Annotated in this window: 21 protein-coding genes and 2 pseudogenes; 12 read left to right on the forward strand and 11 right to left on the reverse strand. The window is 68.9% G+C overall.

Going from position 1 to position 22,443, the window contains the following annotated elements; genetic code table 11:
• Positions 1 to 487: 487 nt before the first annotated feature.
• Positions 488 to 1,666, reverse strand: coding sequence for an acyl-CoA dehydrogenase family protein (locus ACFYNP_RS37220; protein WP_388791787.1), 1,179 nt, complete (start codon positions 1,664 to 1,666; stop codon positions 488 to 490).
• 56 nt (positions 1,667 to 1,722) lie between these two features.
• Here ACFYNP_RS37220 and ACFYNP_RS37225 point away from each other — a divergent pair, with 56 nt between their 5' ends.
• The 6 genes from ACFYNP_RS37225 (at position 1,723) to ACFYNP_RS37250 (ending at position 6,013) form a co-directional block, all read left to right on the forward strand.
• Positions 1,723 to 2,016, forward strand: a complete 294-nt coding sequence (locus ACFYNP_RS37225) for a hypothetical protein (RefSeq protein WP_388420452.1) — start codon at positions 1,723 to 1,725, stop codon at positions 2,014 to 2,016.
• Positions 2,017 to 3,048: 1,032 nt separating this feature from the next.
• A complete protein-coding gene (locus ACFYNP_RS37230) occupies positions 3,049 to 3,231 on the forward strand; it encodes a hypothetical protein (protein WP_388791789.1) in 183 nt (60 codons plus the stop codon).
• Between the two features lie 71 nt (positions 3,232 to 3,302).
• On the forward strand, positions 3,303 to 3,488 hold the full coding sequence (locus ACFYNP_RS37235) for a hypothetical protein (protein WP_388791791.1): 186 nt from the start codon (positions 3,303 to 3,305) through the stop codon (positions 3,486 to 3,488).
• Positions 3,485 to 4,426 (forward strand): DUF6286 domain-containing Asp23/Gls24 family envelope stress response protein, encoded by a 942-nt coding sequence (locus tag ACFYNP_RS37240; protein ID WP_388791793.1) that lies wholly within the window; start codon positions 3,485 to 3,487, stop codon positions 4,424 to 4,426. Before ACFYNP_RS37235 ends, ACFYNP_RS37240 begins: the two co-directional genes overlap by 4 nt.
• Entirely contained in the window at positions 4,423 to 5,004 is a 582-nt protein-coding gene (locus ACFYNP_RS37245; protein ID WP_388791795.1) for a hypothetical protein, read from the forward strand. Before ACFYNP_RS37240 ends, ACFYNP_RS37245 begins: the two co-directional genes overlap by 4 nt.
• 91 nt (positions 5,005 to 5,095) lie before the next feature.
• Positions 5,096 to 6,013, forward strand: a complete 918-nt coding sequence (locus ACFYNP_RS37250) for a YihY/virulence factor BrkB family protein (protein WP_388791797.1) — start codon at positions 5,096 to 5,098, stop codon at positions 6,011 to 6,013.
• A gap of 130 nt (positions 6,014 to 6,143) precedes the next feature.
• Here the strand turns inward: ACFYNP_RS37250 and ACFYNP_RS37255 are convergent.
• Positions 6,144 to 6,531 (reverse strand): annotated as a pseudogene (locus ACFYNP_RS37255) (helix-turn-helix domain-containing protein).
• Between the two features lie 94 nt (positions 6,532 to 6,625).
• Positions 6,626 to 7,132 carry a DUF4383 domain-containing protein gene (locus ACFYNP_RS37260; protein ID WP_388791799.1) on the reverse strand — a complete coding sequence of 169 codons (507 nt, stop codon included), beginning with the start codon at positions 7,130 to 7,132 and terminating at the stop codon, positions 6,626 to 6,628.
• A gap of 481 nt (positions 7,133 to 7,613) precedes the next feature.
• Here ACFYNP_RS37260 and ACFYNP_RS37265 point away from each other — a divergent pair, with 481 nt between their 5' ends.
• Positions 7,614 to 8,213 carry a fasciclin domain-containing protein gene (locus ACFYNP_RS37265; RefSeq protein ID WP_362455880.1) on the forward strand — a complete coding sequence of 200 codons (600 nt, stop codon included), beginning with the start codon at positions 7,614 to 7,616 and terminating at the stop codon, positions 8,211 to 8,213.
• 148 nt (positions 8,214 to 8,361) lie between these two features.
• On the opposite strand, the gene ACFYNP_RS37270 is transcribed toward ACFYNP_RS37265, so the two are convergent.
• Positions 8,362 to 10,041, reverse strand: a complete 1,680-nt coding sequence (locus tag ACFYNP_RS37270; RefSeq protein WP_388791801.1) for a molybdopterin-dependent oxidoreductase — start codon at positions 10,039 to 10,041, stop codon at positions 8,362 to 8,364.
• A gap of 126 nt (positions 10,042 to 10,167) precedes the next feature.
• Here ACFYNP_RS37270 and ACFYNP_RS37275 point away from each other — a divergent pair.
• Positions 10,168 to 10,289 (forward strand): annotated as a pseudogene (locus ACFYNP_RS37275) (cation diffusion facilitator family transporter); the annotation flags it as partial.
• 97 nt (positions 10,290 to 10,386) lie between these two features.
• A complete protein-coding gene (locus tag ACFYNP_RS37280) occupies positions 10,387 to 10,530 on the forward strand; it encodes a hypothetical protein (protein WP_388791803.1) in 144 nt (47 codons plus the stop codon).
• A 795-nt stretch (positions 10,531 to 11,325) separates the two neighbouring features.
• Here the strand turns inward: ACFYNP_RS37280 and ACFYNP_RS37285 are convergent.
• The 4 genes from ACFYNP_RS37285 to ACFYNP_RS37300 form a co-directional block, all read right to left on the reverse strand.
• Positions 11,326 to 11,625 (reverse strand): hypothetical protein, encoded by a 300-nt coding sequence (locus ACFYNP_RS37285; protein WP_388791804.1) that lies wholly within the window; start codon positions 11,623 to 11,625, stop codon positions 11,326 to 11,328.
• 185 nt (positions 11,626 to 11,810) lie between these two features.
• Positions 11,811 to 13,499, reverse strand: a complete 1,689-nt coding sequence (locus tag ACFYNP_RS37290; RefSeq protein ID WP_388791806.1) for a nickel/cobalt transporter — start codon at positions 13,497 to 13,499, stop codon at positions 11,811 to 11,813.
• Positions 13,496 to 14,839, reverse strand: a complete 1,344-nt coding sequence (locus tag ACFYNP_RS37295; RefSeq protein WP_388791808.1) for a tetratricopeptide repeat protein — start codon at positions 14,837 to 14,839, stop codon at positions 13,496 to 13,498. Before ACFYNP_RS37295 ends, ACFYNP_RS37290 begins: the two co-directional genes overlap by 4 nt.
• Before the next feature lie 92 nt (positions 14,840 to 14,931).
• Positions 14,932 to 16,491: a DUF4331 domain-containing protein gene (locus ACFYNP_RS37300; RefSeq protein WP_388791824.1), complete on the reverse strand. Its 1,560-nt coding sequence runs from the start codon at positions 16,489 to 16,491 to the stop codon at positions 14,932 to 14,934.
• A gap of 651 nt (positions 16,492 to 17,142) precedes the next feature.
• Between ACFYNP_RS37300 and ACFYNP_RS37305 the strand changes: the two genes are divergently transcribed.
• The 3 genes from ACFYNP_RS37305 to ACFYNP_RS37315 all read left to right on the forward strand — a co-directional run bounded on the left by ACFYNP_RS37305 (position 17,143) and on the right by ACFYNP_RS37315 (position 18,931).
• Complete coding sequence (locus ACFYNP_RS37305; RefSeq protein WP_388791810.1) at positions 17,143 to 17,403, forward strand: hypothetical protein; 261 nt, start codon at positions 17,143 to 17,145, stop codon at positions 17,401 to 17,403.
• 191 nt (positions 17,404 to 17,594) lie between these two features.
• Complete coding sequence (locus ACFYNP_RS37310; RefSeq protein WP_388791812.1) at positions 17,595 to 18,179, forward strand: sigma-70 family RNA polymerase sigma factor; 585 nt, start codon at positions 17,595 to 17,597, stop codon at positions 18,177 to 18,179.
• Complete coding sequence (locus ACFYNP_RS37315) at positions 18,176 to 18,931, forward strand: anti-sigma factor domain-containing protein (protein WP_388791814.1); 756 nt, start codon at positions 18,176 to 18,178, stop codon at positions 18,929 to 18,931. Before ACFYNP_RS37310 ends, ACFYNP_RS37315 begins: the two co-directional genes overlap by 4 nt.
• A gap of 317 nt (positions 18,932 to 19,248) precedes the next feature.
• On the opposite strand, the gene ACFYNP_RS37320 is transcribed toward ACFYNP_RS37315, so the two are convergent.
• The 3 genes from ACFYNP_RS37320 to ACFYNP_RS37330 all read right to left on the reverse strand — a co-directional run bounded on the left by ACFYNP_RS37320 (position 19,249) and on the right by ACFYNP_RS37330 (position 22,208).
• On the reverse strand, positions 19,249 to 19,734 hold the full coding sequence (locus ACFYNP_RS37320) for a peroxiredoxin (RefSeq protein WP_364134596.1): 486 nt from the start codon (positions 19,732 to 19,734) through the stop codon (positions 19,249 to 19,251).
• Between the two features lie 99 nt (positions 19,735 to 19,833).
• A complete protein-coding gene (locus tag ACFYNP_RS37325) occupies positions 19,834 to 20,484 on the reverse strand; it encodes a fasciclin domain-containing protein (protein ID WP_388791816.1) in 651 nt (216 codons plus the stop codon).
• 110 nt (positions 20,485 to 20,594) lie between these two features.
• Positions 20,595 to 22,208, reverse strand: coding sequence for a molybdopterin-dependent oxidoreductase (locus tag ACFYNP_RS37330; protein ID WP_388791818.1), 1,614 nt, complete (start codon positions 22,206 to 22,208; stop codon positions 20,595 to 20,597).
• Between the last annotated feature and the right edge of the window lie 235 nt (positions 22,209 to 22,443).

Here is a 22,443-nt window from a genome sequence, read left to right on the forward strand (position 1 = left end):
CTCCCATTCCGCGTTCGTCAGATCCCCACGACCCATACCGCAAGCCTGACCCCAACACCCCACCCACGTCAGGAGATCCGAGAAACAGCGCCTAGTGCCTCTGCGATCGCCGAAGCCGCCCAGCTGTGGGCCAAGTTCGTCGCCGTCCGCGCGTCGTGACGGACCAGGATGCTCCGCCAACGCTCCAGCCGCGCCACCACAATCAGCCCCGCTGCCGGGCCGGACCACATCGGCACAGCAGCGGGCTCGGCGGCGCCGGGCGGACGCCGAATGGACACTGCTCGTGCGCCAAACCCCTAGGCCGCCCGGTCGCTGGCAGTCCGCCCAGCCGGCACGGGTCCGGACGAGCGTCCGGGGTTGGGCGAGTTGCCTAGCGCACGTGACAGCACTCCACGTTCAGTGAGTGCGGGCCAATGGCCTTCTGGGGACAAGAGAATCAGGCCGCGCGGTTCGTTCGGGGCTGACTTTCGGCGGCGGGCGGCGTGGGTCAGACGGTGCGTGCGGCCCGCTCCGGGCGGCCGAGCAGGGACTTGCCGTATGTTTCGTGCGCGACTGCGGGAGAGGCGTTCATGTGGCGGGCCGCCATGTTCACGTTGCGCCAGATCCGCTGGAAGGGGCTGGAGTCGGCGAAGCCGCCGGCTCCGTGCGCGGTGGCCAGGAGGGTGACGGCGTCCACGACCTCCGTGACGGCGCGGCTCACCAACGCCCGTGTCCGGGCCCGGTCCGCGAAGGAGAGAAGGGTGGCGTTCTCGGTGGCCACGTCGAGTTCGTCGGCGATCCGCAGGGCGAGGGCCTCCGCGGTCTCGATCTTCACGGCAGCTTCGGCCACATGCAGTTGGAAGGCGACCGATTCCGCCTGGGTGTCGTAGAACGTGCCCGGGACGGGTTTGTCCGGCGCGTGGGCCAGCACATGAGCGAGGGCGGCCCGGCCCATGCCGAGCTGTGGGCTGAGGATAGCCAGCAGCAGGAAGGGCATCAGCGGTGCCCCGGCATCCTGGTCGAGCGGCCCGACCAGCTCATGCATCGGTACCACCTTTCCTTCCGGGACGAACAGGTCGGTTGCTGTGGCTGTACTGCTTGCGGTGCCGCGCATTCCCAGCACGTGCCAGGTGTCCTCGAACACGATGTCTTCCACGGGGATCGCACACGCCGCCTGGCTGGTGGTCCGGCCCGTGTCGTCGGCCAGGAGGGAGCCGAGCATGACGTGAGTGGAGATCGGACCGCCGGAGTTGTAGGGCCAGCGGCCAGTGACTCGCCACCCGCCGGGGACCGGCCGGGCCTGGGCGGTCGGGGCGAGGACCCCCGTGATCCTGACGTTCGGGTGCGCCAGGAGCTCGCTGCGCGCGGGCTCGGGGAACTGCGCTGCCAGCCAGGTGCCGACAGCGATGTGGGAGGTCACCCAGGCTGCTGACCCGTCGCCCTCGGCGAGCGCGGCCACCACCTCGACCAGCGTGCGCGCTCCGGCCTGCGTTCCTCCGTACCTGCCGGGCAGCCAAAGCCGGAACATGCCCGCCTCGGTCAGCGCCGTCACCACAGGCTCGGTGAGCCGGCGCGCGGCCTCGCAGTCGGATGCGTGGGCGCGCAGCAACGGGCGCAGGGCGCGGGCCTTCTGCAGCGCCTCGGCGCTCTTGATCACGGTGCCGGCTGCTGAAACGCTGTCAGTCATCCGCCCACGATGCGCCCTGTCATGATCGACGTCAATCGTGCAAGGAGCCAGCCCTCATGGGAGCCGAACAGGTCCTGCCTCGTCCGTTGGACTTCGCGCGGGTACGGCCACCGGCCGCCGTCGCACAGCGCTATCGCACGGACGGGATCGGGCGCGGTACGACCCTGGACGGCGACCTGCGTGCACTGACTGCCGCCCAGCCGGACCGCCCGGCGTTCCTCACCGGCCGGGACGGCAGAACGGTAGCGCTCTCCTATGGTGAACTCGACCACCACATCGACCGATCCGCCACCGCCGTCGCCCAGCTGGAAGCACGACCGCAGGTGGTGGCCTATCAACTGCCCCACTGATGGGAGACGGTGACTCTCACCCCTCCTGCTGGCGCTCGGGCGTGTTCGCCGTCCCTCTCCTGGCCGGGCTGGGCGGACGAGAAATGCGTATTTCGCCCTCGCCACCAGCGGCACTCCCGCCTCCGCCGCGGCTGACGTGGCTAAGGCAGTCAAGGACGTTCAGCTCCAGGACGCGGTCCTGTGGCTTGACGTAGCTGAGAGCAGGTACTGGAGCGGCGACCAGACCGCCAACCGATCCACATTCACCGGCCTGCTCGCCGCCTACAAGGCCACTGGTCTCACGATCGGTATCACCACAGCCCAGTCGGTGTGGGAAGAAATCTTCGGAGCGGACTACACCGCAGCAAGCGATCTACCGTTGATGTTCGGCCGGGCCGACGGCGTCGCTTCCTTGGACGGATTCACCCCCTTCGCCGGCTGGACCACCCCAGCAGCGGCGAGTCGTCGAAGTGGCAGAGCATTTTCGAAGCCAACAAAGACCAGCTCAAGAACCCTGACTCCGTGCGCCCCGGCATGGTCTTGAACCTCCCCGCAGCCAGCTGACGCCCGCTCGGCCCCAGTGCGCTATTTGCCCCGGGGCCGAGCCTGGGAGGGCCGACCACCCGCGCAGTCAGGCACCGCGGCCAACTGTGAATTCAGACCGGCCAACTGTGGGGTTCTGACCGCTCTTCCGTGATGCCTACGACTGCAGGAGCTGTAGGGCAAGGTGAGGCCTGCCGTGACGGCGTGGGCGTCCTGGCGGATGGAGTCGGCGAAGATCCCAATGGCGTCTGGGCCGCCCAGCTCGGCCTTTTGAATCCAGTCCCGCAGCAGGTGGCCGCGGCGTTGGCGGAGCATGTCGGTGAACTCCCGCGCGAGGTCGCAGGCCTGGGCGAGCTCCGGGCAGGCACTCCGCACAGCGTCGAGCTGGGCCATGTCGGACGTGCTGAGTGACTCCTCGGGGCGCATGATCCATGAGGTGATGTCGCGAGGGCGGGGAGTGATCGAGCGGGCGGGGACCGCGATGCCCTTCCGGATGGTCACTACGTAGCGGTGCACGACGTGGTATCCGCCGGTGTAGCCGAGGGCGAGCCGGCCGATGTGCGCGAGAACGTCGTCGGGGCCGTCGAGCGGATCACGGGTCTGGAGGTGGTGGAGGTCAACATCGCCATCAACGACGTGCACCTGCCCGAGGACGACAGCCAGGATGCCTCCCCCGAATCCCGGGTCGAGTAGCCCGAGCTGTCTGTGGAGTTCTGGGACGTCGGCCGGCCCCGGTGGGGTCCTTGGACAGGAGGTGGGGAGAGATGAGCAGAGCCTTCATCGGAATGGTGGCGGGGATCGCCCTGGCGTTCGCCGCGTACTTCGGAGGTTTCGTCGCCTTCGTGCTGGTCGCCGTCCTCGGTGCGGCCGGATACGCGGGCGGCGCCTGGCTCGACGGCGGTGGCAGTACGGTAGCGCTGCGGGACATGTTCGAGCGGAACCGTCGATGACGGCCGCCGCCGGACGTGGGTCGACCACCATCGCGGACAAGGCCGTACGGAAGATCGCCGAGCGGGCGGCGCAGGAGGTGCTCCCCGTTCCGACCGTGCGCAGGCCAAAGGGCTCCGCCGCGGTCACCGGCCGTCGGGCCATCGTGGCGCTTAGGGTCGCGCTGCCCTACCCCACTCCACTGTCGGACACGGCCCGGCTGGTGCAGGGACATGTGGCCGCCCGTACCCGGCAGCTGACCGGACTTGAGGTGGCCCCTCCCCGGATGACCGTTACCCGGCTCGAAGCCCGGGACGCGGCGCCGGCGGCGACCGAAGGGTCGTCGGGAGCAGGAGCCGCGTCGCGGCGGCGCTGCTGGTCGGCACGCCGGCTTCCGACGGCCGTTCTGATCCTTCTTGCCGGGGTGGTCTGCGCGGCCGTGACCGTCGACGTCATCCGAGTCCATATCAACGGCCACAACGCCGGAGCCTGGCGTGCACGTGCTGTGGACCGGCTGGCCGGGCTCCGCGTGGACGACGTGGGCGTGACCGCCGCCGCTTTGATCGCGGCCGCCCTCGGCGTGTTGATGCTGGTACTGGCGTTCACCCCCGGGCACCGCCGTCTGCTGGCCCTCGCCACCGCCGGTACACGTCAGAGCGTCGTCATCAACCGGCTCACCGTCGCCACGCTCGTCCGGGATGCCGTCAGTTCCGTGGAGGGAGTCGAAAAGGTGCGTGTCCGCGTCCGACGACGACGCCTCACCGTGCGGGCTCGCCTGGCCTTCGGCGACCAGGAGACCGCCCTGCGCCAGGCAACGTCCGCCACCGAGCGGACTCTCGCCGGCTGCCGGCTTCGCCGCAGCCTCCGCTGCAACGTGACCATGAGGCCCACACCGTCCTGGCAGGCACCCCACCAGGACGCCAGTCGCTCCCCGGCTGACGAGAAGGGACGTACGGCATGACCTCGGCCCATACAGCCGTCAACCGGACCGTCCTGGCCACCGCCGGACTCGCCCTCCTGATTGGCGGGATCTGGCTGGCCGCCGCACGCGCCTCGATCGCCGAGAGGCTCCCGCGCGGCTGGCCGGCCCTCGCCCCGGACGCCGTCTTGTTCGACGGCGGGACGTTGACAGACCTCCGCACCCAAGGTTGGTGGACGCCTGCCGTCATCACCGCCGGAGTGCTCCTCACCGTACTGCTCGCCTGGTGGCTTCTCCGGCAGCTCCACCCGCGCCACCGTGCCCGTCTGCCGCTGGCCGCCCCGCACGCCGATCTGCGCACCCGTGCCTTCGAGGAGGCACTGGCCGAGCGCGCCGTGACCATCGACGGCATCAGTCGATGCCGTGCCCGCCTGTATGTCCGCCGCCGACGTCTGCAGCTGCACCTGTGTGTCTGGCTGGACACCGACACCGCACCCGGCACCGTCATCGAGCAGCTCACTGCCCTGTCCGGCGAAGCCGCGCCGGCAGCCGCTCCCTACGAGATCGACACCTTGCTGCGTATGAACCATGTCACCCACCGGGTCCAGCATGTCCGGTGAGCCCCGCCCGCTGTCCAGCCAAGGCACAGGCTCCAACAACGCTTCTCTGTCTGCCAGTTGGTGGACAGCACTGCGCCGGACTCCGGTAACCATGTGGAATGACGACGTCACCGACTACGCGGCCGCTTTGACGTATTACGCCGTCCTGGCCATCCTGCCGGCCCTGCTCGTGACGGCCCTGGCCTTCGGGCTCATCAGCCCGGCGACCGCCGAGCAGTTCATCTCCGGGGTCACCCACTATGCCCCGGGCCAGTCCGGCTCCGAGCTCCGCGGTCTGCTTGCCCGTATAACGGAAGAACAGTCCGCCGTCTGGACGCTGATGGCCGGGGGCATCACCAGCGCGGTCTGGTCCTCCTGCAGCTACCTCGCGGTCTTCCGCCGAGCCCTGCACCGCATGCACCAGGTCCCCGACAGGCGCTCGCCCTGGCGCAAGGCTCATCGCATCGTTGCCACCGCGCTGGCTCTGCTCGTTCTCCTCGGGGTCTGTGCTCTCGTCCTGATCCTCAGCGGACCCGTCGCCAAGGACATCGGCCACCTGTTGCACCTCGACAGCGGAGTGGCCCTCGTGTGGAGTCTGGTCCGCTGGCCGCTCCTGCTGTCCTTGGTCGCCCTACTCGTGGTCGTGGTCTTCCACACCGGGCCACCGTCCGCCCACCGGCGCCGCAACAGCCTGCCCGGCGGGGTGCTGGCAGCCGTCCTGTGGCTGACCGTCTCCGCCGGATTCGCGCTCTACACCTCCCTGCTGGGCACCTACAGCCGCCTCTACGGCTCCCTCGCCGGCATCGTCGTCTTCCTGATCTGGCTCTGGCTGTCCAACCTCGCGCTGCTCACCGGCGCACAGTTCACCGCCGAACTCCGCAAAGCGACGGCGACCGACCGGTCCGCCGATACCCACTCGCCCCGGCCGGCGGGCCCGCGGCCCCGCGCGGTGCTCGTGGTTCCGGACTGGGGGCCGCAGCGCCCGACGACTACCCGGGCACAAGCGATCCCTTGGGAGCGGCGGGCGTGAAACGAGACGAGTCCAGAAAGGTCTGTGCGACTCGGCGCCAAGACTGACGCCTCCCTTGTGCGCAACAAGCCTGGCGCCATCGCTCGTTCAGGTGGGGGCACCGCTCAGCACGCGGGGCCGCACATGCATATCAGTCGACGATGCTGTGGACGCTGGTGAACTTGACCGGGGCGGTGGCCCGGACGCCGACTTCGAGGCCGAGTGCTTCGGTTTCACGAATCAGGAGGGAAACAATCCGGTGGGAGCCAGCCTGATCTCGACCTGGCGGCGACGTCATCGAGGGTGACCGCGGTGACCCTTCCGGCCATCGCGTTGTGGCCGGAGGTGGTGCTCTCTCCCCTCTCCTCGGCATTCTCCTGTGCGTGTTGGACGCAGAACGATGCGAGGTCCGCAGCGGTGACCTTGCGTCTGCCGTCCTCGCGCACGGTGGGGAAACGACCCGCGTCCGCCCAGCGGCGAGCCGTATCAAGGCTGACGCGGAGCAACCGGGCTGCCTGCCCGATTGTGTAGTGCTGCATCCGGCCAGCCCACCGCGGGCCGTTGCGCTGGCAGGTCCGCATTTCACCGAGGAGGATGCGCGGCATGCCCGGTTGGCCAGGCCCACCCGGGACTTCACCGCTCGGGGTGGCGTGCCTGCCAGTAGGGGTTGTCGTGCGGCAGCGTACCGCTGACGCGGCCGTACATGCCGAACGTCATCAGCATGATCCCGACGACGAAGCTGAACAGCACGTTCTGGATGTGGAACGCCAGGAAGTTGAAGCGGCTGTCGAGGAGGGCCAGGCTGGCGAACCCGGCCAGCAGGAACGCTATCCCGGTGGCCATGTTGATGATGGACGCGGTGTTGCCGCCTCGGACCGCGCCGGCCAGGAGCACGGCGCCGACCGCGATGGACACGGCGCTCAGCGCGCCGTTGCTGTTCAGGCCCAGGACCGTGTTGGCGCCGGTGCTGAAGAATCCGATCTGGTCGATGAGCCCCAGGATGCCGAACGTGACCAGGAACAGGCCCGCCGCGCCGGCGCCGAAGCGGTAGACGCGGCTCAGGCGGTGATCGACGGGAAGGTGCTCATCCAGCACCACGTGCCCCCGGAGTCTCAGATGTGTGCTGCCGATCGTGGCCATGTCCCTGGCCTCCTTATCTACCGCTGAGGGCAGAAGCGGACAATCCCAGCCGGTGTGGCGGGGTGCGGGAGCCGGGCCGCTGCCGTAAACGGTCCCTCACTTCACGGATACGGCAGCGCGCCCCGCTCATCTGGCATTCGTTGCCGAGTGGCGTTTCGCTTGGTGCCTGAGTCCGGTTTTTGCGCCGGTAGTCCTCCCGCGCGGATTCGGTCCCTAGCCATCCCGGAGGAGAGGTCCGCCAGCTGCGCCATAGGCGGCGCAGCTGCTGTGCTCGCTGTCCGGTCGACAACCGCGCACGGTGGTGGCAGATAATGGAGGTGTGCGTAATTCACGCCGGGTTTACCGGTCTGGATGAGGAGCGCCCCCCTGGCGTGGCCCCCGGGCAGCTGGACCGGCCGCGGATGCGCCCCGGCCCCCGGCCCCCGGGCTGGGCAGGTGTAACGGGCTGCGGCCCGCCTTTCCCCTCGAAGGGAAGAATCCAGTGACTGCTACTCGCAACCGTCGCGTCGCCATCTGGACAGCGGCGCTCACTCTCCCCGTCTCCGTCGCGCTCCTGGCCCCAGCGGCCCACGCCGCGGACACGGCCACCCAGCCGTTCGGATCGGCGTGCTCGTCCGTACCCAAGCAGGGTGCGGGCAGCCTGGCCGGTATGGCCAAGGACCCCGTGGCGACAGCCGCCTCCCACAACCCGGCGCTCTCCACTTTGGTGACCGCGGTCAAGAAGGCGGGGCTCGTCGACACCCTGAACAACGCCCAGAACATCACGGTTTTCGCGCCCACCAACGCGGCGTTCGCGAAGATCCCGAAGGCCACGCTGGACAAGGTTCTGGCCAACAAGGCAGACCTCACCAAGATCCTCACCTACCACGTCGTCGGTGAGAAGCTCGCTCCGAACCAGCTGAAGAACGGATCGTTCACGACGCTGGAGAAGAGCAAGGTCACTACGACCGCATCGGGCGACACCTACAAGGTGAACAAGACCGCCACGGTGGTCTGCGGCAACGTCCCCACCGCCAACGCCACCGTGTACATCATCGACAGCGTCCTTATGCCCTCCGACATGATGGGCAACATGAAGTAACCCGCTGTCTCCGCAGGCCGCGCCCATTCGCCGCAGTCCGGGCGGAAGCGCGTTCTGGCCGCCCGGCGCGGCCTGTGGACCCACCGGCACACCGTTCAACTCACCCCAGACGCGCCGAGCCGACTTGAGGGTTCGGCGCGTCTGCGGCCTACTGCACGATGACGACGACGGAGTGCCAGCCACTCGCACCGTCGGGAATGGTGGGGGTGCGCTTCTCCGTCTGCACCGTTCCGGTGCGGTCGGTGGCGCGGACGGTGAGCGTGTGGCTGCCGGAAGTCGTCGCCTTCCAGGGGAACGACCACTGGCGCCACGTGTCGGTGGTGTCCTGTGCGGCCAGATCGGCCGGCTGCCACGGCCCGTCATCTACACGGACTTCGACCCGGTCGATACCGCGGTGCTGGGCCCAGGCGACACCAGCCACCATCACCGTGCCCTGCGCCGGGCGGGCGAACGGCTTCGGGGTGTCGATCCGCGATTCCGTCTTGATCGGACCCCGGCGCGCCCAACTGCGTTTCACCCAGTACGAGTCGTAGGCGTCAAAGGTTGTCAGTTCAATGTCCTCGATCCACTTGCACGCCGACACGTAGCCGAACAGGCCGGGGACGAGCATGCGAACCGGGAAGCCGTGTTCAAAGGGCAGGGGCTGGCCGTTCATGCCGACCGCGAGCATGGCATCCCGGCCGTCCATGACGTCCTCGACCGGACTGCCGATCGTCATCCCGTCCACCGACCTGGCCACCAGTTGGTCCGCCGGCCCGCCCTTCGACGGCGGGACCACACCTGCCTCCCGCAGCAGGTCGGCGAGCCGCACGCCGATCCAGCGGGCGTTACCGACGTAGGGACCGCCCACCTCGTTGGACACACAGGCCAGGGTGACGTCCCTCTCGATGAGTTCCCCGGCCCGTCCGTGAATCAGATCGTCGAAGGTGACGGTGCGCGGCCGCGACACGCCCTTGCCGTGGATCGTCAGACGCCAGGTAGTGGCATCAACCTTCGGCACTACCAGCGCGGTGTCGACCCGGTAGAAGTCGGCATTCGGCGTGAAGAAGGGACTGATCCCCGGAATCTGGAGCTCGGCGCCCTTGGGCACCGCAGCTGCGGGAGAAGCCGGGCGCGGCAGGACCACCTTCGAGCGGGACGCGACCGCGCTCTGGCCGCTGGAACCGTTCAGCGACAGGCCGAGCCAGCCCGCCCCCGTGGACGCCGCCGCGGTAGCGGTCGCGGCCACGACGAAACCACGGCGATCCCAACCCTCCCCCACCGCGTCAGCCGCCGGTGGGCGGCCCGCGGTTTCATCGTCGTCGGCGGTCGCGACAGCTCCTGCCGACGAGCCCGAAGGCTCGGCGGCGGTTCCACCAGCGTGGAGGGTCGGACGGGGCCTACGGAGGCGGCCGATCAGCCAGAACAGCAATCCAGCGGCGACCACCGTCCCGACGACCGACGGCAGTGCGTCTGCCGCTCCGGTGGAGTCGGGGCGACTGGTCGCCGCGAGCGCCCCCACCACGCCGAACAGCAGCACCCCGAGAGCGCCGATCTTCCGGTAGCGCAGCGCGATCACGCCGAGCAGCATCGCAAAGAGGGCGAGGACCGCAAGGATGCCCAGTTGAAGGACGAGTTTGTCGTTCGTGCCGAAATGACGGATCGCCCAGTCCTTGACCGCGGGCGGCGTCCGGTCAATGGCAGCGCCCCCCACCGCCACGACCGGACTCGCCTGAGGACGCACCGCGGCCGACACCAGCTCCGCCACCGCCAGCGCCGCGTACCCGGCCAGCAGACCACTCAACGCCGCCAGCACTACGCGAATCCAGCCACTCCAAAGCTTCGCCATGCACCGCATTCGACACCGCACACCCCCAAGGTGAACGGCAACGCGTGCTCAATGCCGCCAGGAGCCACACGGATGGCCGCTGAACTCTCGCGGAGAAACGAGCAGCGTTGCTGGGCAGCACCGCCCGCGGTCGCGGCCGAACACGCTTTGATCCCGCTGTGCCCCGGCTGACCTGCGCCACTGTCCACACTGATCACACGCACAGCGCCAGCCTGCACGAGGCACTCGCGCATCACGGCGCGGGCTGACGGCCGCAAGGCCCAGAAGTGCGGTGGCCCGGTGACCCCGCAGGGGCCGGGTCACCGCGCACCTCGATCCCGCCAGGCATGAGAGCGGGGCCCGTCAATGATCCGCATGCGGACGCTCGGCCAGAAGGGCTTCACGGAGCTGCTGAGCTACGGCGTGCGGGGGCAGGTCCAGGAGGTCGGCTACCTGGCGGTATGTATGGCCGCCGAGAAGGACCAGGCCAAGGAGCGCCTGTCCGGTTGAGCAGGATGCCCCGGGCGCTCCGGACGGGACTGGCCCGCTGCGGATGTCGTTCCGCTGGTCGTCAGCGGGCGCGCTGGTCACGAAACGCGCGCTGCTAACAGGCGGCGGGCTGCCCGCTGCCTGCCAGAGTTCCTGAGCGAGTTGGCGCCGTTGGGAGCTCGGGTCTTCGGCGAGGTCGTGCGGAAGCGTGCCAAGGCAGGTCATGGCGGCGACGAAGGCGCTGCTTGCCTTGTGGGCGTCCTTGCACAGCAATCGGGCGAGCGCGAACAGCGGCTCGGAGTGCTGGTCGTACGCCTCTCCGAACTTCCCTCCTGCCTGGAGGTCCCATTCACCGTGATCACCGGTGGCACTTGGGCTGGGGGTATGCGTGTGCTGGAGAGTGTGATTCATGATCGGCACCGCCTGAGGCCGGAGGGATCGGACGGCCGGGTCTGGGGCGCGTAACTCCACCCTAGACCTCCCGTCCGAGCCCGTCTGCCCCGCCAAATCCGCCCGAGCACAGCGACGGGTGTGCACAAGGCGGCATCTGGCGGCCGCTGCGGGTCGGGGGACGAACGCCACCGCTGCCCTCGTTGTCCGAGTGCGTCGGATCGAGCCCGAGGATCGCGCAGGTGCTGCCCGAGGCCCAGGCACCGAGCGCACGTGAACCGGTCGCCACTGCCATTGGGCATGTACGTGCCATGGCGACAGCACTGACACCGGGGAGCACCGTGCCTGGTGCGCGAGCTTGCAGCCTTGAACCGCGCTGCAGGCGACCCAGGAGGTATTTGTCCAGCGGGCCGCCCGTGGCACGTCTCAGATCGTGTAGGCGGTCCAGCCGATGGTTTCTGTGGTGTGCTTGCCGTCAGCTGAGACGCCTCCGCCGAGGATCTCGTTGAAGCGGATGCGGAACCCGGTGTTACTCACGTTGTGCAGCCGGACCCCCGGCGTTTCGGGGCCATTGAAGGTCTGCACGGTTACCTGCACGATCACGTCCGAGCCCGCTGGGAACGGGGTGGGGAAGTCGACCTGCTTGAAGGTGTCGATCTTGCCGCCCACCGTCTCAGTGGAGTTTGGTGAGTCCAGAGCCAGCTTGCCACTTTGAATCATGCTCATGGCATTGCCCCTTCGATTCCGCCCTCCGAAGACACCAGCTGGTGTCCCGGCTGCCGCTGTGAGGAGACCGCCCATTCAAGTGGCTTGCGCACAGCCGAGGAAAGAGCCTTTCCCGACAGCTTCGCGAGCTATGTCGAGAAGCTCGCCGACGACATCACGCCTGCAAGCTCAGTAGCAGCACGGCGTCACGTGATTGGTGTGAGGGCGGTGATGGTGAGCCCGACGCCGACGATGACGACAAGGACCGCGGTCATCCCTGGGCCGACTCTGGCGAGGTGGCGCAGAGCCGCTTGCGATCGAGGGGAGAAGGCCGGTGTGCGCGCTTCCAGGTGGTCGCGGAGGCGGACGAGGAGGAGTCCCGCCGCGGTCAGGGTGGCGGCCATGCCGAGGCCGTAGGCGATGACGAGGAGGACGCCGAAGGCGGTGCGTCCCAGGGCGACGGCGCCGAGAAGTACGACGAGTGCGGAGGGGCTGGGGACCAGGCCGCCGGCGATGCCCATGCCGATGAGCCCGCTGCGGCCCTGTCGGCGGGCAGGCCCGTGGTGATGGAGCGTGCTGACGGAGGGGATGGTCTCGGGTTCGGTGAGTGTGGCGACCGTTCCGGGTTCTCCGTGCTGTGGAGTGGCCGGGCGGCGGCGTTGCGGCAGGCGGCCCTTGATACGCAAAGGGGCTTCGAGGGTTGGGTGTTGACCGTGCTCGTGCTTGTCGTGGTGCCGGTGGCCATGATCGTGACCGGGTTCATCGTCGTGATGGTGGTGGGCGCCGTGATGGTGGTGATGGTGGCCTGCGCCGTGGTGATGGTGGTGGCCGTGGGATGGCCGGCCGCGCAGGTTGGTGATCAGGAGCCACAGGCCGATGCCGGTGACGATCATTCCGCTGGCGGCACCCAGCCAGTTCAGGACGGTTTCACCGGCGAGGTGTGTGGCGGCGGGCAGGGCGAGTCCGAGTACGAGGACACCTGCGGTGTGGGTGAGCGTGACGGTCGCGCCGACGGTGACGGCGTCGCGTTTGGTGCCCCGTCGTCCGGCGAGGTAGGCGGCCATGATGGTCTTGCCGTGTCCGGGCAGCACTGCGTGCGAGGCACCCAGGACCAGAGCCAGGAGAAGGGCCAGCAGGCCGACCGGCACGGTCAGTTGGCGGTCGCCGATCAGTGAGTCGAAGTGCGCGGAGACGGCCTCGGAAATCCCCGCTGCCCAGCCGCTCCTGGACAGGACTGCTCCTCCGGGCCCGCTTGCCGTGACGCCGGGCTCGGTGCGCAGGTGTGCGGTGTACTGGTTGAGCGGGCTCGCGGTGGGGTCCGGCGGGTAGTGGCGCAGTTCGTCGGTGGGTGAGGTGGCGGGGAGTTCTGTGCCGGTGATCGCGAGCCCTTGGCCGCGGGCGGTCATCTCACGCCAGCCGATCCGCTGGGTGTCATAGGTGGTGCGAAGGTCGATGTCGGCGGCTTGGGTGAGGTCGGCGGCAGCCCTGTAGGTGCAGGTCAGGCGGCTGGTCTTGAGGCCGGCCTGGCCACGCTCGTAGGTCAGGGCCTGTGCGGCCGGACTCCATTGCAGCGGCCGGGTGTTGACGTCGACGTGGAGTTGGCTGCCCAGCCCGGCGCAAGCGAGGTGGCTGTATGCGCCGACCTCGTCCTGGGTGGTGTCGCCGTCGTGGTTGACGTCGATGCGGGAGTGCTCCTGGAGGGTGGAGATCTCCGCGCGGTCGACGACCACTGTCGCCTCGATGCGGTCGGGGCGCAGGGTGAGGCCCGTGTGGTAGTTCACGGTGAAGTTGCCCAGGGGGTGGGCGAGGGCGGCATTGGCCGCGGAGAGCATGACCGCTGAGGCGAAGGCTGTTGCGGCGGCGGTGCTCGCCGTGCGGCGCAGGGTGAGGTTCATGAGGTGGTGCCGATCCGCAGGAGCAGGGCACGCGCGGCGGGTGCGTGCAGGGGATGGAAGTGGGGATCGAGCCGCAGTGCCGTCCGAAGGTCCGCGCGGGCTTCGGTGTCGTCGCCGAGGGCTTGGTGGATGACGGCGCGGTGGTAGTGGAACAGTGCGCTGTGCGTGCCGAGGGCGAGGTCCTGGTCGGCCTGGTCGAGGGCCTGCTGGTCTTGTCCTGCTTGGTGCAGGGCCCAGGCGTAGGCGTCGTGGATGGCGATGAAGGGCCGGGCGTGCAGGGCTTCTTGGCCCATGGCGGCGGCTTGTTCGGGGCGGCCGTGGTCGGCTTCGAAGAGGATGGCGTCGGTGTCGGGCGGGTTGTTCCCGGTGCGGCGGAGGGCGTCCTGGGCCCGGAGCACGTCGTACTGGGCGTCGGCTTCGGCCTGGTGGCCGAGAGACTGCTGGAGTTCGCCGAGTCCGAGAAGGTAGTGCGGCAGAGGTGCGATGGCGATGGCGGCTTCGTAGTCGCGTACCGCGCCGTGTGTGTCGCCCAGGGCGAAGCGGGCGCGGGCCCGGGCTTCGAGGAGCGCGGAGTCCTGCGGTGCGCTGCGCAGCCCTTGGGCTGCCTGTTCCAGGGCGCCTCGCGCGTCGCCGTCCTGCAGGTCCAGTGCGGACAGGCACGCGCGGGCGAAGGACTGCTCCCCCGGGGTGGCTGCGGCGGTCAGAGAGCGCTGCATGAGCTCGCGGGCCCGTGCGGTGTTGCCGCGCAGTTCGAAGGTGTAGGAGGCGCGGGCCAGGGCGGAGGCGTCGGGGCGCAGGTCGTTCATGCGCTGGACTGCGGTGTAGGAGTCCTCGTAACGGCCGAGTTGGGTGTAGGCGTCGGCGAGGACTCCGTAGGCGACCGGGCTGTATGGGGCTGTCGTGGTGGCCCGGCGGGCCCAGGTCAGGGCGATGGGAAAGTCGTGGCGTGCGGCTGCCAGAGCTCCCATGGCGATCTCCGCGTTGGCATTGCCGTCCCGCTGGACGGCCAGGGACCGCTCCAGTGCCTGCTGCGCGCGCAGATAGGTGGCGGGATCGGGGGTGGTGCGCGCCTGCTGTACATAGGCCATCCCCAGGGCCGCCCAGGCTGCGGAGTCCTGAGGCAGATGCTTCACCCGCGCGCGCAGGGCCTCGATGGAGCCTCTCGCTGGTACGGGAGCGGCCGGTCCTACGGCCGGCTTCCGGCCGCCGTCGCCGGGCGACAGGCCCAGGGCCCCGACGGTGAACATGACCGCGCCCAGGGCCAGGGCGGCGACGGCGCTGCGCATCGCCCGCCCGGCGCGGCGCGGCCGGGCTTCAGGTGCGGGGGCGTGCGGGTTCATGAGGTTGTCCTCCCCTGGTGCGGTGCACGTGTCCGGCCCCGCACCCCGAGGGCAGGGCCGGACACGCGTGACTGCTGGTCTCGGAGGCGAGGTCAGCTGGTCTTGGTGCGGCGGCGCAGGCGCCAGCCGCCGGCACCCAGCAGGAGAACGCCGGCGGCACTGGTGCCGGCGGCCATCGTCTGCCCCGTGACACCGTCACTGGTGGTGTGCTTCAGGGCGGACTGCTGAGCCCGCTCGGATCCGCCCGGCCCGCTGTTGACCGACTTGGTGTGCGGAAGTGCCAGGTAGGGGAACGTCGCTCCGAACGGCACCTCGTTGGCGTCGACCTGGTCACCGTCGGCCAGAGCGGGAACGAGCTGCCCGGTCTGGGCGGCGCCTTCGACAGCCTGCAGGGAGATGTCGATGACGTCGTCCGTCAGCCGCCGGCCGTTGGGGAATCCGGCCAGGTCGCCCGCCAGGACGCCCAGCCGGTTGGGGTTCGCGGCCGGGTGCACACCCATGTTCAGCCGCAGTTCTTCGGCCGGCACGATCTTGCGCAGGTTCGCGTCCTTGTTGAGGCGGTGGGCGTTGAGATCGGCCTGGACCGGCCCGCACGCCTTGCACAGGCCCGTCAGGTAGATCTCGAAGAGGTCCTTGCGCGGAGTGGCCGGCGCCGGAACCCCGTACACCTTCTGGATCAGCTTGGGCAGGATCGGGTCCAGGACCTTGTCCACGACAGGCTGCACGGTGCGGTCCTGGTCCGGGTTGAGCGTGTTGAAGGCGTCCTTGTACTTCAGCGGGACGACGACCTCGTTGACGAGCGGGTTGCCGAGCCGCGAGACCTGCTTCCACTGGTCGCCGTGCTGGGAGCGGGAGTCGGAGACCTGCACGCCCTGGCGGTCGGTGGTCGACCAGATGCCGACCACCGGGTTCCGGACGCTGTTGCCCTTGAGCGCGAGCTGCTTCTTGGGGATCTGCAGGGCCACCGAGTTGACGTTGTAGCCGGCCAGGGTGTCCTGGCCGCGCTCGGAGAGGTTGCCGCCGTAGAGGAGGTCGAAGACACGCAGGTCCGCGAAGAACGGGTCCTCGGCCTGCCCGGCGAACGTCCTGCCGCCGCCGGGGAGCGTACGGATGGCCTGGCTGCGCAGGGACGCGTAGTTCGGCATGGACGCCGGCCCCACCCGGGAGGGTGCGGCGGGAACGTTGGAGAGCAGGACCTTGCTCTCGTTGCCGTGGGAGAGCACCAGGTCATAGACCTGACGGAAGTTCAGGTTCGGGCTGTTGAGGGAGGTGACGGGGCCGGTGTTGTAGAGGAACTGGTTGGCGGCGTCCCGGACCTGGTTGTGGAACCGCCAGGTGTAGGTGGTGTCGGCGACACCGTCTCCGTCACTGTCGATCTTGATGTTGTAGCGCAGGTCCTCGCCGAAGGCGTAGAAATTCGGTCCGCCGTTGGGCTCCTCGAACGGGATCCAGTTCGCCAGGAGCGTCACAGTGTCGGGCTTGTCGGGGCTGGTGAACGCGTACACGTCGGTGTTGTCGGCCCGCGGGTCACCGGCGATCAGCGGTGCCTCACGGTGACTTGAGGCCGCGCTGATGCCCGGCGCCAGGGTCATGACGCCCAGGCCCGTGGCCAGCGCGCCGGCCCCGAGGACGAGCAGGGAGTGGTCCAGCATGCGGCGCGATCGGGGCGTGCCCTGAGTTGCCTTCACGGAAATCCTTCCGAGGGGAGCTCCCCCGGCCGTCGGCGAGTTGGGCGCGGCAGGGGGAGGGGAGGCGGAGTGACGTCCTGCTCCTGGGGCGCGGGAATCCGCACGCCCAGGACGCAGGAAAGGCAGCCGATAGGACCGTCGGGGGCTGGGACAGACATCCACACGTACTGCGCAAGCGGCACAAAACCACGACCGCTACCCCAGGCGGGGCCATCCGCATGCCCCTTCCAGGCCCTCCCAGACCCACCGCAGCCGCTAATCCCCAGGTCAGGACGGCGCAGCCGCACTGCGGAAGCACGGGAATCCGAGAGCGACACGCCCTCACGCCCTTTAGGCCAGATGTGCACCAGCAGCCCTGTTGCGACACGCATGCAATAACAGCGAGAGTGTGGACCCGCTCAGAACCCACCTGATCAGCCCGCGGCAGCCCAGCCTTCGCCGTCATACTCAAGGGAAGCATTTCGCCGGTCGCGCCTCGGGCGAACGGGGCTCAACGAGACCCAGAGAGCTGTCCCGGGAGAGCATCGTCCGTCAGCCCCTCATGGCGGGGCGCTTGAAGGCTGCCTCTCGCCCCACCTCGCGGATCCCTCTCACGGGTAACCCTGGCATGGCATCGTGGACGGCGTTGAGCTTCGCATGAACCCAACCCTGTGGCCTGTGAACTCTGTTGGCGCCAGGCCGCATGGCATCCAAACGGAAGTCCATCCCGATGGTGAACCGATCTACACCGGCATCTCTCCCCAGCGGGAGCTGGCGGGGCACGTGGTATCCGGCCGGGCGGACGACGAATGGACGCTGCTCGTCTACCAGACCCCCTCGGCCGCGCGCTCGCTGAAAGCACGCCCCGCGGCGCCAGCCCGGATCGGGGATCCGTAGCCAGGTGATGGCGAGGCTGTCAGCGGCCAAGCCCTTCACCCGCGGGGGTGCTGCCTCGGAGCCGTTCCCGGGAATGACGCCTGCTGGCGCTTTCTCCCGGATTTCTGTGGATACCAGTGTGCTGCAGCAATCCATCGGCGCACCGGTTACGAATCGCGTGTGTACGGATCGATTTTCAGGAGGATCACCGCGTGAGAGAACCGGTGCACATCAGTGGGTTGCCCTCGGCAGGGCCTGACCTGCCCGACCTGCTCGACCGCGTGGCGCAGGGAGACCAGCAAGCCTTCGGCTCCGTCTATGACGCGGTGGCCGGCCACGTGCTCGGGGTGGTGCGCGCCGTCGTACGTGATGCGGCGCAGTCCGAGGAGGTTGCCCAGGAGGTCATGGTAGCCGTGTGGCAGACTGCCGCCCGCTACCGCCGGGACCGGGGAAGTGTCATGAACTGGGTGCTCACCCTCGCCCATCGCCGAGCCGTGGACCGCGTCCGCTCCGCCCAGGCCGCCACCTCACGCGACCACAAGGCAGCCCTCCTCGCCCAGACCCCGGCGTTCGACGAAGTCGCCGAAGAGGTGGACCGGCGCCTGGAACAGGAGCAGGTGCGCCGCTGTCTGCGTACCCTCACCGAGCTCCAGCGCCAGTCTGTGACCTTCGCCTACTACCGCGGCATGACCTACCGGGAAGTTGCCGAACTGCTCGCCGTGCCGCTGGGCACGGTGAAGACCCGACTGCGCGACGGACTGATCCGGATGCGCGACTGCCTGGGGGTGACCGCATGATCACAGCGGATCTGCACACACTGACCGGCGCCTACGCGCTCCACGCACTGCCGGAGGCGGAACGCGAAGCGTTCGAAAGGCACTTGGGCGCCTGCGCGGCATGTGCGCAAGAGGTGCGTGAATTCACCGCTACTGCCGGTCGGCTGGGGCTCGCCGTGTCAGTCAGGCCGCCGGTAGAACTGAAGACCACGGTCCTGCGGCGGATCACCACCGTCCGCCAGGACTCCCCCCACACACCCGGCCCGCCAGGACGCGCTGCCAGCCGAGTTCGCCGAGCACGCTGGTCCCGTCTCGCACTGGCCGCCTGTCTCGCTGCGGCGGCCGGACTCGGCGGGGTAGCGGTCTGGCAGCATCAGCAGGCCAATGACGCCCAGTCGCGGGCGAACATGGCCCAGCGCCAGTCCCAGCAACTTGCCGACGTCCTCGCGGCGCCCGACGCGAAGACCACCATCGCCACCCTGAACAACGGCGCGACAGCAACGCTTGTCGTGGCCCGCAGCAGGAACCAGGCCGCCTTCGTGGCCTCCGGACTCCCGCACCCGCCGGCCGGCAAGGTCTACCAACTGTGGTTCAACGACGCCGGAACCATGCGCTCGGCCGGACTGATGGACCCAGGACGCACCACCGACGCCGTTCTCCTCGCAGGATCGGTCAACCGGGCCTCCGGCATGGGCATCACCCTGGAGCCCGCCGGCGGCTCACCCGCCCCGACCTCAGCTCCGCTCGCACTGATTGACTTCACCACCGCCTGAGCGGCGCGGAGGTGCCCTGCAAGTCGGCACCTGCCTCAGAAGCCGCAGACATGACCCCAGCATCCAGCATCGCCGCCCTCCCCCGGTTCTCGGCAACTGAGCCTCGCGGCATGTCTGATCAAGCAATTGGTCGTCACCAATCATCGGAGAAGGAGCCTCCGGCGTACTGGGGAGCGGAAGCCGCGGCCTCAGGGCGCAACACCTGTGTCCAGCGGCAGCCCAGCCCTCTCCAGAGCCCCGACTCGCCGCTCTTCACCGGGCTTGGCCACCGTCAGGCAGCCAAGCCCGGCGCGGACCCGCCTGAGCACCCATGCGTCTCAAAGCGCTGAGAGTCGAGCAAGTTGTCGACTCAGGGTGTCCACACTCTGGAAGGTGGCACCGAGGAGGGTGACGTGTTTCCAGAAGAGGGTGCCGTCGGGGCCAATGAGGAACACCGCCCGCCGCAGTCCGATTCCAGGGGCGGTGATGCCGAAGGCGCGCGCTACAACCCGCTCCGTGTCGGCCAGCAGCGGCATGGCGAGTTGGTGTTTGCGAGCGAATGCCTCGTGGCTGTCCAGCGACTGCGGGCTGATGGCCCACACGTCGGCACCACAGTCGGCGAAAGCCTCCAGGCCGCTGGAGTACGAGCACAGCTGGCGGGTGCAGACCGGCGTGTCGTCACCCGGATAAAAGGTGAGAACCAGGGGCCTCCCGCGCTCCGCGCACAGCCGGTACTCGCCACGCTCGAAAAGATTCTGGGTCAGGACACCGCCGGGCAGCGCGAAATCCGGCACGAACTGACCCTGCTGCGGAATGGCTACCACAGCGTCCTCCTCGTCAAATGTGTCGACACCACGTGCGGGGGCAGGCCGCGATACGGCCCACCCCCACCGCACAGAAGTTCAACTCACCTCGCGCTGAAGCTACTTGGGCATCAGGACCGTGTCGACGATGTAGACGGTGGCGTTGGCGGTCGGCACGTTGCCGCAGACCACGTTGGCACTGTCATTCACCTTGTACTCGGTCCCGGAGCCGGTCGTGGTGACCTTGCTCTTCTCCAGGGTGTCGAACGAGCCGTTCTCCAGCTGCTTGGGCGCGAGCTTCTGGCCGACCACGTGGTACGTGAGGATCTTGGTCAGCATCGCCTTGTCATTGAGGACCTTGTCCAGGTCGGCCTTCGGGATCTTCGCGAACGCGTCATTGGTCGGCGCGAACACGGTGATGTTCTGCGCGTTGTTCAACGTGTCGACCAGACCTGCCTTCTTCACCGCAGTCACGAGCGTGGACAGGGCCGGGTTGTTGGACGCTGCGGTCGCGACGGGGTCCTTGGCCATCCCGTCGAACGAACCCGCGCCGTCCTTCGGCACCGAAGCACACGCGGTGCCGAACGGCTTGTCCGTCATGGCCGTGTCGCCGCCGGCGGAAGACTGTGCGGCCGGCGGCGCGGCAGCCTCGGAGGGCGAGGACGAGGTGTCCTTCTTGCTGTCGGAGCCTCCGCACGCGCTCAGCGCGAAGGGAAGAACGGCGGCAGCGGTGACGGCGATCGCGGCACGACGGAAACGTAGGGCATTCATGACTACTCCTGATGAGAAAGGAAGAGGCGGGGCGTGCGGGCCGACAGGGGCCGAACACGCCGGGTGGAGGTGGGGAGTTCAGGCGCGCAGAGGCCGCGGGGGCGGCGCGTTCAGTCCACGGTGACCACCACCGAGTGCCAGCCGCTGGCTCCGTCGGGAATGGTCTGGGCGCGCTGTTCGGTCTGTACCTGACCGGTACGGTCGGTGGCGCGGGCCGTCAGCGTGTGGGGGCCGGAGGTGGCTTTCCAGGGCAGGGACCACTGGCGCCAGGTGTCCGTGGTGTCCTCGGCGGCCAGATCGGCTCTCATCCAGGGGCCGTCGTCGTCCACCCGCACCTCGACGCGGTCGATGCCCCGGTGCTGTGCCCAGGCCACTCCCGCGATCATCACGGTGCCGGCCTTCGGACGGGCGAAGGGCTTGGGGGTGTCGATGCGCGACTCGGTCTTGATGGGCGCCTTCCGGGCCCAGGACCGTTTGACCCAGTACGAGTCGTAGGCATCGAATGTGGTCAGTTCCAAGTCCCGGATCCACTTGCACGCCGAGACGTATCCGTAGAGGCCCGGGACCACCATCCGTACAGGGAAACCGTGTACGAACGGCAATGGCTGCCCGTTCATGCCGATCGCGAGCATCGCGTCCCGGCCGTCCATGACGTCCTCGACCGGACTGCCGATCGTCATGCCGTCGACCGAGCGTGCCACCAGCTGATCCGCCGGGCCGCCGCGCGACGGCGGCTTCACGCCGGCCTCTTTTAGCAGGTCGGCGAGAGGGACACCGATCCAGCGGGCGTTGCCGACGTAGGGGCCGCCCACTTCGTTGGACACACAGGTCAGGGTGATGTCGCGCTCGATGAGCCGACGGTTCAACAGGTCCTGGAAGGTGACGGTCAGCGGGCTACTGACGCCCTCGCCGTGGATCTTCAGATGCCACGTGGTGGCATCGACCTTGGGGACGACCAGTGCGGTGTCGACGCGGTAGAAGTCCGCGTTGGGGGTCACGAACGGGCTGATGCCCGGCGTGTGCAGCACCGCTCCGGCCGGGATGGGTACGGCCGGGGACGCCGGTCGCGGCAGGACGATCTTGCTTCGCGAGGTGACGGCACCCTGGCCGCGGGAACCGTTGAGGGAACGGCCGAGCAGGCCGGCTCCCGCCGAGGCGGCCGCCGCCGCCGTCGCCGCGACCACGAACCCTCGCCGGTCCCATCCCCGTTCCTCCGCAGTGGTACCGGCGTCGGGGGCCTCGACTGGCCCAGGCACGGCGGACGAAGGTCCGGCGCGCACAGCGAGACGTCCGATGAGGACATACAGCACGCCGGCTGCGACAACCGCACCGATCACCGAAGGCAGCGCGTCCGTCATGCTCGTGGAGTCCGCGCGGCCAGTGGCCGCGAGGGCCCCGACCACCCCGAAGGCGAGGACGCCCGCCGCGCCTGCACGACGATACCGAAGAGCGATCACACCGAGAATCAGCGCGAGCAGAGCCAGGACAGCGAGAATGCCGAGTTGCAGGACGATCTTGTCGTTCGTGCCGAAGTGCCGGATCGCCCAGTCCTTCACGGCCGGCGGGGTCCGGTCGATCGCGGCACCGCCGACCGCGATCACCGGACCCGACTCGGGCCGCACCGCGGCAGACACCAGCTCCGCGACGGCCAGCGCCGCGAAGCCGGCGAGCAGGCCCGACAGGGCAGCCAGCGGAAGGCGGACCCCTCTGCTCAAATTTTTCATCACGGGTCCTATTCGGAGCCCGCGAGGAACGGGATTGGTCACTCACTCCAATGAGTGCCGATCCGCTGGGTGCTGACGAATGAGGGCCGGTTGCGGCTTTCCCGAGGGAAGCCGCCCTCCGCAACAGATAACTGCACGCATGCGATCGGAGTGGAGGGGAGCCGAGCCGGAACCGGTGGCTCACCGCCTCGGACACCGTGCCGACGGCGGATACGGATGGGATCCACCATCGGCA

The sequence above is a fragment of the Streptomyces sp. NPDC006691 genome (genome assembly GCF_042869955.1).
GTDB lineage: Bacteria > Actinomycetota > Actinomycetes > Streptomycetales > Streptomycetaceae > Streptomyces.

Bases quoted from the DNA above. Each gene is read 5' to 3' on its own strand.
- ACFYNP_RS37220 (WP_388791787.1), bottom strand. From the start codon at position 1,666: ATGACTGACAGCGTTTCAGCAGCCGGCACCGTGATCAAGAGCGCCGAG.
- ACFYNP_RS37225 (WP_388420452.1), top strand. From the start codon at position 1,723: ATGGGAGCCGAACAGGTCCTGCCTCGTCCGTTGGACTTCGCGCGGGTA.
- ACFYNP_RS37235 (WP_388791791.1), top strand. From the start codon at position 3,303: ATGAGCAGAGCCTTCATCGGAATGGTGGCGGGGATCGCCCTGGCGTTC.
- ACFYNP_RS37240 (WP_388791793.1), top strand. From the start codon at position 3,485: ATGACGGCCGCCGCCGGACGTGGGTCGACCACCATCGCGGACAAGGCC.
- ACFYNP_RS37245 (WP_388791795.1), top strand. From the start codon at position 4,423: ATGACCTCGGCCCATACAGCCGTCAACCGGACCGTCCTGGCCACCGCC.
- ACFYNP_RS37250 (WP_388791797.1), top strand. From the start codon at position 5,096: ATGTGGAATGACGACGTCACCGACTACGCGGCCGCTTTGACGTATTAC.
- ACFYNP_RS37260 (WP_388791799.1), bottom strand. From the start codon at position 7,132: ATGGCCACGATCGGCAGCACACATCTGAGACTCCGGGGGCACGTGGTG.
- ACFYNP_RS37270 (WP_388791801.1), bottom strand. From the start codon at position 10,041: ATGGCGAAGCTTTGGAGTGGCTGGATTCGCGTAGTGCTGGCGGCGTTG.
- ACFYNP_RS37280 (WP_388791803.1), top strand. From the start codon at position 10,387: ATGATCCGCATGCGGACGCTCGGCCAGAAGGGCTTCACGGAGCTGCTG.
- ACFYNP_RS37285 (WP_388791804.1), bottom strand. From the start codon at position 11,625: ATGAGCATGATTCAAAGTGGCAAGCTGGCTCTGGACTCACCAAACTCC.
- ACFYNP_RS37290 (WP_388791806.1), bottom strand. From the start codon at position 13,499: ATGAACCTCACCCTGCGCCGCACGGCGAGCACCGCCGCCGCAACAGCC.
- ACFYNP_RS37295 (WP_388791808.1), bottom strand. From the start codon at position 14,839: ATGAACCCGCACGCCCCCGCACCTGAAGCCCGGCCGCGCCGCGCCGGG.
- ACFYNP_RS37300 (WP_388791824.1), bottom strand. From the start codon at position 16,491: ATGCTGGACCACTCCCTGCTCGTCCTCGGGGCCGGCGCGCTGGCCACG.
- ACFYNP_RS37315 (WP_388791814.1), top strand. From the start codon at position 18,176: ATGATCACAGCGGATCTGCACACACTGACCGGCGCCTACGCGCTCCAC.
- ACFYNP_RS37325 (WP_388791816.1), bottom strand. From the start codon at position 20,484: ATGAATGCCCTACGTTTCCGTCGTGCCGCGATCGCCGTCACCGCTGCC.
- ACFYNP_RS37330 (WP_388791818.1), bottom strand. From the start codon at position 22,208: ATGAAAAATTTGAGCAGAGGGGTCCGCCTTCCGCTGGCTGCCCTGTCG.